The organism is Sporosarcina sp. GW1-11, assembly GCF_033088395.1.
Classification (GTDB): Bacteria; Bacillota; Bacilli; order Bacillales_A; family Planococcaceae; genus Sporosarcina.
Genome location: NZ_JAPMIW010000017.1, coordinates 1 through 13,665 on the forward strand (window position 1 = coordinate 1; position 13,665 = coordinate 13,665).

Below are 13,665 nucleotides of genomic sequence, written 5' to 3' on the forward strand. Positions count from 1 at the left end.
GCAAAGGGCGCTAGCTGTCTCTTTGTTTCGGCCGACCCCGCAGTTGTGCCTTCGCTAGTAAGTACAGTGTAGTTTTGTAGTCTTTGGAACTTAGCGAATTCTACTTTTTGACTTCAATGTACTAGGCTAACTAATACCGCACAAAAAACGTAGGCGCCTTACAAGCGGTAGGCGGAGCGATGAGACAGAGAGGTGCACTTCCTTTCTGGCTCATTGCGGGAGCCATCCGCCAGCGCCGAAGTGGGTTCAGTGACGAATTACTGCACTACATACAGAAGTGGATTGAAGTGTCTGGGACTTACTACTAGTTAGTATTGTGTCGTAGCTCGACTTTTTTATGGTACTGAAGTTAGTAAAGGTCCGCTTCCTATCACCGCTTCGGCACGTGGGGGATTGCCTCCCGCCATGAGCCAACTAGCAAAGAACGCTAGCTGTCTCATGGCTCCGGCTGACCCCGCAGTTGTGCCTTCGCTAGTGAGTACAGTGTAGTTTTGTAGTCTTTGGAACTTAGCGAATTCTACTTTTTGACTTCAATGTACTAGACTAACTAATAACTACACAAAAAACGAAGGCGCCTTACAAGCGGTAGGCGGAGCGATGAGACAGAAAGGTGTACTTCCTTTCCGGCTCATTGCAGGAGCCATCCGCCAGCGCCGCAGTGGGTTCAGTGACGAATTAATTCACTACATACAGAAGCAGATTAACGTGGCTTGAACTTACTAAATCAATCACTAACTTCAAAGTACTATTACAACTTACTCCCCTTCACGAAACGAAGGCGCCTTACAAGCGGTAGGCGGAGCGATGAGACAGGAAGGTGGTCTTCCTTTCTGGCTCATTGCGTGAGCCATCCGCCAGCGCCGAAGTGGGTTCAGTGACGAATTACTTTTCTACATACAGCAGCGTATTGATGTGTCTTGGACTTACTACTAGATTGTAATGTGTCGTTGCTCGACTCTTTACGCTACAGAAGTTAGTACAGGTCAGCTTCCTATCACCGCTTCGGCACGTGGGGGATTGCCTCCCGCCATGAGCCAACTAGCAAAGAACGCTAGCTGTCTCATGGCTTCGGCTGACCCCGCAGTTGTGCCTTCGCTTTTGAGTACAGTGTAATTTTGTAGTCTTAGGAACTTAGCGAATTTCACTTTTTGCCTTCAATGTACAAGGCTAACTAATAACTACACAAAAAACGTAGGCGCCTTACAAGCGGTAGGCGGAGCGATGAGACAGAAAGGTGCACTTCCTTTCTGGCTCATTGCGGGAGCCATCCGCCAGCGCCGAAGTGAGTTCAGTGACGAATTAATTCACTACATACAGAAGCAGATTAACGTGGCTTGAACTTACTAAATCAATCACTAACTTCAAAGTACTATTACAACTTACTCCCCTTCACCAAACGAAGGCGCCTTACAAGCGGTAGGCGGAGCGATGAGACAGAAAGGTGCACTTCCTTTCTGGCTCATTGCGGGAGCCATCCGCCAGCGCCGCAGTGAGTTCAGTGACGATTTAATTCACTACATACAGAAGCAGATTAACGTGGCTAGAACTTACTAAATCAATCACTAACTTCAAAGTACTATTACAACTTACTCCCCTTCACGAAACGTAGGCGCCTTACAAGCGGTAGGCGGAGCGATGAGACAGAGAGGCGATCTTCCTTTCTGGCTCATTGCGGGAGCCATCCGCCAGCGCCGGAGTGGGTTCAGTGACGAGTTACTTCACTACCTATAGAAGCAGATTAGCGTTGTTATCACTATATCGTCCATCCTATCAGTATATATTCCATATAAAAAAGCACCCGGAAATGACTACTCCGAATGCTCTTTTTGTAACATTTGCATACGCTCATTAAACAGAGTTGGATAGGACAGTAAACCTAAGCAAACACTCGTCATAGCGGCTGTTGTTAGTAATAAAAAGATGACTAATATTTGAAATTGCACCGCTTCCAACGGATCTGCTCCTGCAATAATCTGTCCACTCATCATACCTGGCAATTGTACGAGCCCAATGGTTTTTTGGCTTTCGATTGTCGGAATCATACTTGCTTGAATCGAACGGATTAACTGCTTATGTATCGCTTGTTTCGGTGTACCACCTAAAGAAAGAATCAATTCACTTTCAGACCGATGTGTTTCTACTTCGGCGACAAAACGATTGAGGAATAAAATGGCCAACACCATCGAGTTACCGATTACCATACCTGATAGAGAAATAATATATTGCGCAGTAGCTGGTACTATCTTGAAGCCAAGCAGAATTCCTTGGGTCAGGACTTCCAACAACACAAACGTGACAATTAGTTTCCACGTAATCCCCTTTATTTGCTGGCCTTTTTTGCGGGCATTCTGTACAGCCGCGCCAATCATTAGCGCAATCATCAACAAGATGAATACAGAACTCTCCGAATCAAAAACGAATTTCAGCACGAAACCGACAAGTAATAATTGGATGATTGAGCGCACCGTTGCAATCACTGTATCTCGCTCTAGCTGTAAGCCAATCGTTTTAGATAATGCAATCGGAATCAAGACGAATATGAGCGTCAGTAACAAGGCAGTTGTGCTCACTTGAATTCCCCCTTCAAAAATCGATTGACGGAAGGTATTTCAGAATGCTGCAAAACCTCTATTTCCCCTGTTTCTACTAGCTTCCCATCCACCATGATCCAAGCATACTGCCCCATTCGCTTTGCTTGTTCTAAATTATGTGTAATCCAAATGACAGTAATTTGATATGTTTCATTTAAAGTCCGAATTAGATCCTCCACTTCATTTAGTGATGAAGGATCAAGCGCTGACGTAATTTCATCTAACAACAAGATTTTGGATTCATTTAATAGCGTTCTAGCAATCGATACTTTTTGTTGCTGACCACCCGAAAGGTTTTGACTGTCACTTGTTAAATACTTACGCTCTAGTCCTACTTGATCTAGAATAGTTAACGCTTTTTCTTCACTCAATTCCTTACCCTGAAGACGCAAAGGCAACGCTAAGTTATCAAAGACACTCCCATCAATCATCGGAGAGTTTTGTAATACCATTCCTGCCTGGCGTCGTAAATCAGTCGGTGAAATCTCATCTACTCGCTGTCCATTTAAATAAATCTCACCCGTCGTTGGACTTAATAATCCATTGCACATTTTCAGTAAGGTGGTCTTTCCCGCACCGGACGGTCCGACTAGCACAGTAATTTTCTGTTCAGGAAATGATCCCGTAATATCACGTAAAATAGTTGTGTCTCCTACATGATAAGAGACTGTCTGGAAATGAATCGCGGGCTCGTATATCGAATGACTCCGTTCTTCCACCATTAATTTCACCTTTTCTACTTTCAGTTATTAATCTAATTTCAATAAATCTAGTGGCGTAATAATCCCAATCAGTTTTTCATCTTTACCGCCTTGCTCTGTAATGAGTAACGCTTCTAAACGATTACCAGAGGAAATCGACTTTTTGAAAAAACCTTCTGCTTCATAAACAGACATCGTACTTTTGACAAATCGATACGTCTTTTTACGTTTTTCATGGTTATGAATATCTAGTAGTGTAGGGATTTCCAGACAGATGTCTTCCGTGTACTGACCCGCTAGCCAATTCATTATACCATCCGCTGTAATCAGACCGATAAATCTCCCTTTTTCATATATAGGTAACTGATTAAACTTCTTTTCTCTCACTAGTTTCAGTGCTACTGCTAATGATTCATGGGCTTGTAAGGTATGTACCTTTCGCTCGAATAATTCTTTTACCGTCACGGGGTGTGAGAGTTTCTCATCAATCAATTCGATCAATTCTACAATTACGTCATGCGGCTCAGCAATAGCATAATCTAAACCTGTCCGATTATGTACAATCGCATTGCGCAGACTACCAAACTCCTTTAAGTCATCCTCATAATGTGCAACAAGCGCATTTTGCTGTTTAGCTTTGTCTACTTTCTTTGCGAATGATAAATGACTTGGCAAGTCTGTAATTTTCATAAGCGACTTATCAATCCGATTATATGCAACTAAAAAACGTTCTGAATTTTTCGGCACGATGCGAATTCCCCTTCCTTTGTAGGCAAAGTATATCATATTCCAATACAATTCAAACCTTTAGGCGAAAGGAAATATAGTACGCCTAAAGGCATGAAAAAAGTTATCTAAACATCTGAATGACAGATGTTTAAATAACTTTCATTTTTCTATAATACTAAAAATGCAATAGGTGTAACGATGATCAATGTCAAAATTACACGCTGAACCCAGATGACTACTAGTTTAGGAATCGAAATCGGAATTTCTGTCGCTACAATACAAGGTACGAGTGCAGAGAAGAAAATAATTCCCGATACAGATACTACTCCGATAATGAACTTTGAAATCACTGCTGACTTCGCGACAAGTACAGCGGGTAAGAACATTTCCGCAATACCAAGTGCACTCGCTTTTGCAACTAGCATAGGCTCTGGAACTTGCATCAAGTATGTGAATGGATAGAAAATATAGCCGATCCAATCAAACACTGGTGTATATTCTGCTAGTACTAAGCCTAATAATCCAATCGACAAAATGGAAGGTAAAATCGCCATAGTCATCATGATTCCGTCTTTTAGATTGACACCAATATTTTTTGCAACGCTCGGAGCAGAAGAAACGATCTCCATCGCTTCATCCCAAGCTGCTACTACTCGATTGCCTGTTGGCTTCACTTCAGGCTGAGGTGTGGAACCTTCATAATACTCATCTTTCATCGAAGCAAGTGGCCAAATCCGCACTGTGATCCCTGTTACAATGAACGTCACGACTAAAGTCACCCAGAAATACAAGTTCCACATACTCATCAAATCAAGCGTTTTCGCTACAACAACCATGAACGTGGCAGATACTGTAGAGAAACCTGTGGCGATAATTGCCGCTTCTCTTGCTGTATACTTCCCTTCTTTATACACACGATTGGTAATAAGAAGTCCTAATGAGTAGGATCCAACAAAGGAAGCGACTGCATCAATAGCTGAACGTCCTGGTGTTTTCCAAATGGGACGCATAACCGGTTGCATGAGTACGCCAATAAATTCAAGTAAGCCATAACTAACGAGCAACGCCAAAAAAATTGCACCGATTGGAACTAATAATCCAACAGGTATAACCAATTTATTTAACAAGAATGGCCCCATATCTGGATCAAACAGCCAAGCTGGGCCTATATTGAAGATTAAAAGTATCCCTACTACTAAACCAACTACTTTAAATAGTGAAAACACTATGTCCACCGTAGATTTTTTCCAAGCCCCTGAAATAAACGGATAAACAGCACCCGCAAATAAAATAAGTAATACATAGTACGGCAAGACAGCGCTTACATTCGTTTGAATCCATGTAACGATATGATCTAGCATAATTGAATCTTTCTCGCCTATTGTAACTGGAACAAAAAACATGAACGCTCCAATTGCACTATAAACAAAAAACTTCCACATACCCGGATTTGTTTTATTTGCTGCTACTTCTTTTACTTGATCCATCTTCTTTCCCCCCTCAATTCCGTTATGATCTATCGAAAAAATACTGTACAAGAACGTTTTCTAGACGTTCTTGCACAGTCTATTAACCGACGATTAGTTGACCTTTTTTCCATACTTTTTCTACGTGGTTGACACCGAATAAGTACTGTAGTTCTTGATAGCTACCGATATCCCATAGGACGACATCGCCTTGCTTACCTACTTCTAAAGAACCAGCCCGATCTTCTACTTTGATCGCGCTAGCTGCATTTATTGTCGCTGCAACCAAAGCTTCTGCAGGCGTTAAACGCATAGATATACAAGCTAAGTTCATGACAAGCGGCATTGACGTAGTCGGTGAAGAACCCGGATTGCAGTCTGTTGAAATCGCTACTGCCATTCCCGCATCAATCATTTGACGTCCTTTTGCTGCTTCTTCGCGAAGGAATAAAGCCGTTGCCGGTAGCAAGCACCCGATAACTCCAGCTGCCGCCATATCTTCAATTCCTTGGTCAGATGCTTTCAATAAATGCTCAGCAGATATTGCGCCTACTTTGGCAGCAAGTTCTGCTCCACCATACGATACGATTTCATCTGCATGGATTTTAGGCGTTAAGCCCAATTGTTTTCCTGCTTCTAAAATACGTTCAGATTGTTCTGGAGTGAAGACATCTTTTTCACAAAATACATCATTGAATACAGCCAATTTCTCTTCTGCTACTGCCGGAAGCATTTCGTTGATGATCAAATCCACAAATGCATCTTCATTCCCTTTATATTCTTTAGGTACAGCATGAGCACCCATAAATGTAGGGATAATTTCTACCGCATGTTGCTCATTTAAACGTTTCGCCACACGCAACTGCTTCATTTCGGTTTCAAAATCCAAACCGTACCCACTTTTTCCTTCAACTGTCGTAACGCCATGTTTTGCAAATGAATCCAATCGACGAGTAGTTTGTTCGATTAGTTCATCTTCCGTAGCTTCACGAGTCATACGGGAAGTCGCGTGGATTCCCCCGCCCGCATTCATAATATCCATATACGTTGCGCCTTCAAGACGCATTTCAAATTCACGTTCCCGGCTTCCACCATACACTACATGCGTATGTGGATCGACGAGACCTGGTGTGACCAGGCGCCCCGTCGCATCAACAATATCCGCTTCATTCGCACGATTTGCAAATTGTTGTTCTAATTGTTCAGTCGTACCAACCGCCACAATGTTGCCGTCCTCGATTAGGTTCGACATGTCTTTGCCTTTACGCGGTCCATTTTCGCCAGCAATAGTCGCTAGTTCTTTTGCGTGTTTAATCCATAATGGTTTCAATTATTTTCCACCTTCCAACATCGGCATATTAATTCCTTTTTCCTTTGCTGTTTGAATCGCAATATCATAGCCTGCATCCGCGTGACGAACAACACCCATACCAGGATCTGTTGTCAATACGCGCTCAAGGCGTGCTTCGGCTTCTTTCGTTCCATCTGCTACAATAACCATTCCTGCGTGCTGAGAATATCCCATACCTACGCCGCCACCATGGTGAAGTGAAATCCACGTTGCTCCACCGACTGCGTTGATCATAGCATTCAAGATTGGCCAATCAGATACAACATCTGATCCATCTTTCATCGCTTCTGTTTCACGGTTAGGCGAAGAAACTGAACCTGAATCTAAGTGGTCACGACCGATCACGATTGGTGCACTCAACTCGCCACTCGCTACCATATCATTGATAATTTTACCGAAACGTGCACGTTCTCCATAACCTAACCAGCAAATACGCGCAGGTAAGCCTTGGAACTGAATTTTTTCTTGCGCCATCTTAATCCAATTACAAAGATGCGTATTATAGCTAAATTCACGTAAAATTACTTCATCTGTTTTACGGATATCTTCCGGATCACCAGAAAGTGCTACCCAGCGGAAAGGTCCTTTTCCTTCGCAAAATTGCGGACGGATGTAAGCAGGAACGAATCCAGGGAAATCAAATGCACGTTCTACGCCTTCGTCTTTCGCTACTTGACGGATATTATTACCATAGTCAAATGTAATCGCGCCTTTATCCATCATGTCAATCATCGCCGCTACGTGTTGTGCCATAGCTTTCTTTGATAGTCTCACATATTCTTCTGGATTGGATTCACGAAGTTGCGCTGCGTCTTCAAGAGACATTTTAGATGGAACATAGCCATTCAATGGATCATGTGCAGACGTTTGATCTGTTAGAACGTCCGGAATAAATCCGCGTGCAATCATTTCTGGCAATAGGTCTGCTGCGTTTCCTAATAAGCCAATAGATAACGCTTTACCTTCAGCTTTTGCTTCTTCTGCAAGTCGAATCGCTTCATCTAACGAATCCGTCTTAACGTCTGTATAGCGTGTTTCAATTCGGCGAAACTTCAATTCCGATACACACCCCGCCAGCCATAGTGACTGCTAGTGGTTGTGCTCCACCCATTCCACCTAGTCCCGCCGTTAATGTAATCGTTCCTTTTAATGAACCACCGAAATGTTGGTTCGCTAGTTCAGCAAACGTTTCATATGTTCCTTGCACTATCCCTTGTGAACCGATGTAGATCCAGCTTCCTGCAGTCATTTGTCCATACATCATCAAGCCTTTTTTATCTAGCTCATGGAATGTATCCCAGTTTGCATAAGCAGGTACAATATTAGAGTTCGCAATTAAGACACGTGGTGCATCTGTATGTGTTTTGAAAATCACAACAGGTTTTCCTGATTGTACAAGTAATGTTTCATCATTCTCTAATTCTTTCAATGAACGAACAATTGCGTCAAAACTTTCCCAGTTACGTGCCGCCTTACCAATTCCACCGTAGACGACCAATTTATCTGGATGTTCTGCCACGTCGGGATGTAAATTATTCATCAACATGCGCAGAGCTGCTTCTTGCTGCCACCCTTTTGTATGAAGTTCTGTTCCTGTATAGTGAATTACTTTTTCTGCTGCTGTATTTGTCTGTTTTATTGTCATTGTCATGACCTCCTCATAAGTTACTCTTAGTATACTAAGAATAATCTAACAATCGGATTGCACTTTAATGACTATCTTATATTTTATTTACAAATATTAAAGGAAAACGTTTTCATTTACACTTTATTAACAAAAAATATGGATTGTTATTACGGATGAACATTCTTATGACTGACGGTAGGCATAAGGTGTCCATCCTGTCGCTTCTTTAAATCGTTTACTGAAATAGGCTGGATGTGAAAATCCTGCAGTCTCCGCCACATCTGCAATCGCTAAATCGGTCTCTTTTAATAGGCGTTTCGCTTGTTCGATACGGATGTTCAGTAACGCATCACGAAATGATTCATCTGCTTCCTTCGCATATTTACGGCTCAATGTGCTTTTATGCATCTTCATTTCCTCAGCGCAGTCCGCTAAGTTCCAGGAAGAATTCCAGTAATTCATAACCATCCGTTCACGCACTTTTTCAGCAAAGTCTTGTGAAATATGCAAATCACTTGATGTTCGGATCAACTCACCACTAAACGAAATGAACGACTGGATAATATGATACATCACCGGCTCTTGGATCGTTTGATTAAATAATGCATGATACGCTTGTTCCACTTTTGAAGTCTGCAACGAATTCGCCATCATGTAGCGTCGCATTTGTGCCAAAATACTCGTTAGCCGAACACGCACCATCTCAGGATTCGGATATGGCTGTTCCAATGTTAGAAAATCATATTCCAACCACTCCCGAATACTTTGCAATTGCTGTTTGTTCAACATTTCAATCCATTTTTGCTGATCAATTGGCGAGAGAAACGGATCAAGCTCCTTCCATTGAAAGTCTTCTTCAATTTGCATGAGGATGTCATAACCATCATAGAAAATTCGCTCATGAAATAACCGCATTTTTGAATAAAGCAGACGGTAGCTCACTTGCTCTTCTTTATAAAGATAAATCGTCAGCAACGCATCTGATTGAAGTTTCCATTGTGAGAAAAATACACGGTACGCTTCATGTAGTGAGTGCATTTCACGGAGACGATGAATGACGAGTACATGATCAGAAAATGGAAAGACTTGAAAGGCAGATGGGAAATCATAACGTTTCAATTTGTCGACTACTGTATGTAGCGCTTCCAGATCGGATATCGCAAGTAAACTCATGCAGATTGGATGTTCAGGTAGCGTATCTCGGATTAGTAAGTCTTCGGACGAAATCGTCTGTTTTTCCATCGGGGTCGGTTGTACTTTGTCTACATTCTCATTGCGCCAACGAAAACGAATTTGCTGTATTTGCTTTAGCAATCGTTCAGGAGGAAATGGTCGAAAAAGGACGTCCTCCGCTTTTAGTGTAAGTGCTTGATAGACCGTTTGGAACGTTCGTTCAGAAGATATCCCTAGCCAAATCGTCTGTGCCGGCAGTTCAACAGCTTCTTTTTTAATAAAGTCCATATCAATAATATAAAGATACGCATCTGAGAAATTACGTAGTACGCTCACATCGTCTGTCACCTCTACTGTGACATCATTCCATTGTGAAGTTAGAAGCCATTGTAACCCTTGCGCTTCTAATGGATCTTTAATGAGGAGTAGTATTTTCATTATGTATTCACCTCGTCTTGGGTAGTTGCTATGTATTGTAGCATAGTGACATTGGATTCTTCCGTCGTTCTACCTTTTTAAAAAATATGTTGCGCATCGTCCAATCATCCGGTGAAGCGGCACAGTTCTATCCTTTTTTTGAACATACGCTAGGAGAGAAGGAGGTGCTTGCATATGGCATACAGAAACTTCAGACCGTGTAAAGGCTGTGATCCCCCCAATATCTCTAAAAGAGAACCCCGATGCTATGATGATAAAAAGATTGTTCATATACTAGTCGACTTATCGATGGGTGCACCAGTAGAAATCACACTTAAAGAATCAAAAGATCATCAGCAAAACGGCTATTACTTACAATTTGATAGAAACAAGCGGCTTATCCACTTTCAACCATTCGGAGACTCAACCGTTCAAGAAATCAGCTTAGTGGATATTTGTACCATTAAATATAGTTCGTATTGATCTATAAGTTGCGCGTTATTTAAGCAATCAAGCGATGACATTTTAACAAGTTGTACAGGAATTTAACGTATGAAAATACAAACAAGCAGCCTATTTAGCGGAAGCTGCTTGTTTTTTTGTGGTTTTGGTGTTGCCGTGAGTGGGGTAGTTGGTTCTATGAGCGCGGGCACTACTTCTATGAGCGAGAACGCCACTTCTATGAGCGAGAACGCCACTTCTATGAGCGCGTACTCCAATCCTATGAGCGCGTACTCCAATTCTATGAGCGCGTACTCCAATCCTATGAGCGCGCACACCAATCCTATGAGCGCGTACTCCAATTCTATGAGCGCGTACACCAATCCTATGAGCGCGTACTCCAATCCTATGAGCGCGTACTCCAATCCTATGAGCGCGTACACCAATTCTATGAGCGCGGGCACCAATTCTATGAGCGCGTACACCAATCCTATGAGCGCGTACACCAATTCTATGAGCGCGTACACCAATTCTATGAGCGCGTACACCAATTCTATGAGCGCGTACACCAATTCTATGAGCGCGTACTCCAATCCTATGAGCGCGTACTCCAATCCTATGAGCTGGGTTGTCGCTTGCTAGAATACCGGCATTTCGCCCAATTTATCACAGCCCATTCAATTCTTTATTAAGCTTCTTCGCTTCATTGGTAAAATACCAATAAAAACAAATCCAAACGATTGCGTATACACCAAGAAACAGACCCGCGAATGTTAAAAAGCTCTTCATTGTAAATTCAAACCAGCCGATGCCAAAAGCGGTGATAAAGTACAGAATCAATACAGTAATGAAGTGATAACTAGATTGGCGTACTAGTGACCAATTTTCATTTTCAAAATAAAGTGGTGTGACACTGAAAAACCAAGCACAGAAAATCGTACTCCATGCATTCTTCATAAAATAACTTGCATCTAGCGTGCTAAAATCACCAAAGTAAATCAGCAAACTAGTAAGAACCACTGCTAAAAAACCACCGAAAAGTATACCAATCATACTGCGAAACAAAAAGGCTTTCATTCTTTATTCCTCCTTTTCATAGTAAGTGCTTCTTTAATGCCATTCACATACGTTCGTGACACATATTCCTTTATTCCCGATTTAAAATAAACAGCTAACGTACCGTTAAATGATGCTTCGAACCTACTTAATTCATATAAATTGGCAATGACAGACTTGGAGAGCCGAATAAATCTTCCCGATGGTAAGAACGACTCTAGTTCATATAACTTTTCTTTAACTAAATAGGAACCATTCGAAGTGACAGCTGCTACTCCATCTGGCGTGGTGTGAAAGTAGTGAATCTCCATTGGCTTTAAAATATGTTGCATGTCGTCTTTCTTACCTACAATGAATTCAACCTGTTGCCCGTTTAGGAAATCCAAGAGTTCTTGGATAGATTGATCCATTTCTTTACATTCAATCGTAACTACTGTTTCAACGTTCGAACGATCAATATTCAAGGAAACCTTCATGTTAAGACATCCCTCCTTCCACTAGTCTACTAGCTATTATCCTTAGTATACTGAGGATTGTTCATTTCCGCTCTAGCATTCAAGTGACTGGTAGATTTCCAGCTGTTAGTTGCCGTTTTCACCATATCAATAGCATGAGCTTGATGAAGATAATGAAAAGGGTCTCCCCTCTGATCATTTACAAATCAGTAGGAAGACCCTTGTTAACTAGTTAATTCGGTTTCAAAACATGTTGCTTTGTTTCGAGAAGGTTGCCGTATTTATCATACAAACGGAATGTGACCGTAGAGTTGGCTTTGAAACTCGAACTGATCAAGCTGAATTTCTTATCTCCTTCAAAGTGCATATTATACGTCGAATTGACTGTTACTTTATAAACATCTGCTGAAACATCCACTTCAATCGTGTGAAGATTTAAGAACTGGACGTAAGCAACTTTTATGCTGTTCAAGTAATTTGTCGATACCACATTCACTTCTACACTTACAGTAAATCCACTATTCCCGATCGTACCTTTCGCTATAAACGTACCAATTTTCGAAGTATCAACTGGTTGCCACGTAACAGACTCTATACCTGTCGTTTTATCCTTATACGTGACGTTTACTTTCGCTGGTAATTCTGGTGTACCATGTAACTTCACGTTAATCGGTAACAATTTCTCAACGGACAGTATATTCGAATCAATGACATCGATACTGAATATCCGTTTTTCGATATCACCCACCGCATCAGTTACTTGAATCGTAAAGGTATAACTACCTGCACGTGTCGGTGTTCCACTAATTTTACCTGTATTTTCATCGAGCAGCATACCCGAAGGCAATGAACCCACTCGTTTAAAGGTATATGGTGCTCGACCGTTTAACGCAGAAACCTGATCGCTATATTCACTCTTCAATACGGCATTATCCAATTCTTTTGCCTGAATGGCCAAAAACGTTGTCCGCTTCCCTGCAACGTAGTCAAGAATCCATTGCGCATCCTCTTGCGTCAGCACACCATCGCCATTGACGTCCGCTGAAAGAAATGCTTCACGGTCTGTAATCGGATTGTTCAAATGTTGTAAAATTCGAATCGCCGCAGCGGCAGTAGGCTTATTATTTCCTACTACGTCACCAATCGGCATCTTTCGCTCAATTTTACCATTCATAAGAGTTACGAGGAAATCTGTATTCAAACGACCTTTCATATTTACAGAGATTATGGAAAGTTCTACAGACTCACCTTCTGTAAACTCGTCGGAAAGCTCATACACTAAATAACCAATTGTGATTTTCTTATCTACTAGTCGTTCTTCCTTACCCGAAATTGGCACGAAGTTCAGATCTAGTTTATTATTTACAACACTCCACTTCGTCCGAAATATTTTATCGTCAAAAGCAGGTGTTGGACGGAAATCTTTTAACATGACACCTTGATTGACTGGAGCAGTAATGACAAAGTTACCTGAACTTAAATACATAGTATCTCGCAACGTCACAGGCACCTCGACTTTTGTGCCAAGTGAACGACTTTCTCCAACTTCCAAAGTCTCCGCTGCATGAGCCTTTTCTCCAATGAAACCGGAAAGTAACACGACACCGAACATCATCACCAATATAGCTACCCTATTCATTGTGCATTTCATATCTTTC

At 41.8% G+C, this 13,665-nt stretch carries 13 protein-coding genes and 1 pseudogene; 3 read left to right on the forward strand and 11 right to left on the reverse strand.

Going from position 1 to position 13,665, the window contains the following annotated elements; all coding sequences use genetic code 11:
• Positions 1 to 179: 179 nt before the first annotated feature.
• Positions 180 to 308: a hypothetical protein gene (locus tag ORD22_RS11020; protein WP_317646038.1), complete on the forward strand. Its 129-nt coding sequence runs from the start codon at positions 180 to 182 to the stop codon at positions 306 to 308.
• Between the two features lie 1,120 nt (positions 309 to 1,428).
• Positions 1,429 to 1,554, forward strand: a complete 126-nt coding sequence (locus ORD22_RS11025) for a hypothetical protein (RefSeq protein WP_317646040.1) — start codon at positions 1,429 to 1,431, stop codon at positions 1,552 to 1,554.
• A 254-nt stretch (positions 1,555 to 1,808) separates the two neighbouring features.
• Here ORD22_RS11025 and ORD22_RS11030 read toward each other — a convergent pair whose 3' ends face one another.
• The 7 genes and pseudogenes from ORD22_RS11030 to ORD22_RS11060 form a co-directional block, all read right to left on the reverse strand.
• Positions 1,809 to 2,570: an ABC transporter permease gene (locus tag ORD22_RS11030; protein ID WP_317646042.1), complete on the reverse strand. Its 762-nt coding sequence runs from the start codon at positions 2,568 to 2,570 to the stop codon at positions 1,809 to 1,811.
• Positions 2,567 to 3,313 (reverse strand): ABC transporter ATP-binding protein, encoded by a 747-nt coding sequence (locus ORD22_RS11035; RefSeq protein ID WP_317646044.1) that lies wholly within the window; start codon positions 3,311 to 3,313, stop codon positions 2,567 to 2,569. The genes ORD22_RS11030 and ORD22_RS11035 overlap by 4 nt, the downstream gene beginning before the upstream one ends.
• Positions 3,314 to 3,340: 27 nt before the next feature.
• A complete protein-coding gene (locus tag ORD22_RS11040; RefSeq protein WP_317646046.1) occupies positions 3,341 to 4,039 on the reverse strand; it encodes a CBS domain-containing protein in 699 nt (232 codons plus the stop codon).
• Positions 4,040 to 4,188: 149 nt separating this feature from the next.
• Complete coding sequence (locus tag ORD22_RS11045; RefSeq protein ID WP_317646047.1) at positions 4,189 to 5,508, reverse strand: YjiH family protein; 1,320 nt, start codon at positions 5,506 to 5,508, stop codon at positions 4,189 to 4,191.
• A gap of 82 nt (positions 5,509 to 5,590) precedes the next feature.
• Positions 5,591 to 6,817 (reverse strand): imidazolonepropionase, encoded by a 1,227-nt coding sequence (gene hutI, locus ORD22_RS11050; RefSeq protein ID WP_317646048.1) that lies wholly within the window; start codon positions 6,815 to 6,817, stop codon positions 5,591 to 5,593.
• Positions 6,818 to 8,483: pseudogene (gene hutU / locus ORD22_RS11055) on the reverse strand (urocanate hydratase).
• 165 nt (positions 8,484 to 8,648) lie between these two features.
• Positions 8,649 to 10,076: a helix-turn-helix transcriptional regulator gene (locus ORD22_RS11060; RefSeq protein WP_317646049.1), complete on the reverse strand. Its 1,428-nt coding sequence runs from the start codon at positions 10,074 to 10,076 to the stop codon at positions 8,649 to 8,651.
• Between the two features lie 174 nt (positions 10,077 to 10,250).
• Between ORD22_RS11060 and ORD22_RS11065 the strand changes: the two genes are divergently transcribed.
• The gene (locus tag ORD22_RS11065) at positions 10,251 to 10,538 is read left to right on the forward strand and encodes a hypothetical protein (RefSeq protein WP_317646050.1); all 288 of its coding nucleotides are present in this window, start codon (positions 10,251 to 10,253) and stop codon (positions 10,536 to 10,538) included.
• Between the two features lie 62 nt (positions 10,539 to 10,600).
• Here ORD22_RS11065 and ORD22_RS11070 read toward each other — a convergent pair whose 3' ends face one another.
• From ORD22_RS11070 to ORD22_RS11085, 4 genes are all read right to left on the reverse strand, one after another.
• Entirely contained in the window at positions 10,601 to 11,110 is a 510-nt protein-coding gene (locus tag ORD22_RS11070) for a hypothetical protein (RefSeq protein WP_317646051.1), read from the reverse strand.
• Between the two features lie 52 nt (positions 11,111 to 11,162).
• Positions 11,163 to 11,573, reverse strand: coding sequence for a DUF3021 domain-containing protein (locus ORD22_RS11075; RefSeq protein ID WP_317646052.1), 411 nt, complete (start codon positions 11,571 to 11,573; stop codon positions 11,163 to 11,165).
• Positions 11,570 to 12,028: a LytTR family DNA-binding domain-containing protein gene (locus ORD22_RS11080; RefSeq protein WP_317646053.1), complete on the reverse strand. Its 459-nt coding sequence runs from the start codon at positions 12,026 to 12,028 to the stop codon at positions 11,570 to 11,572. The genes ORD22_RS11075 and ORD22_RS11080 overlap by 4 nt, the downstream gene beginning before the upstream one ends.
• Positions 12,029 to 12,239: 211 nt before the next feature.
• Complete coding sequence (locus ORD22_RS11085) at positions 12,240 to 13,646, reverse strand: putative Ig domain-containing protein (protein WP_317646054.1); 1,407 nt, start codon at positions 13,644 to 13,646, stop codon at positions 12,240 to 12,242.
• Positions 13,647 to 13,665 lie beyond the last annotated feature (19 nt).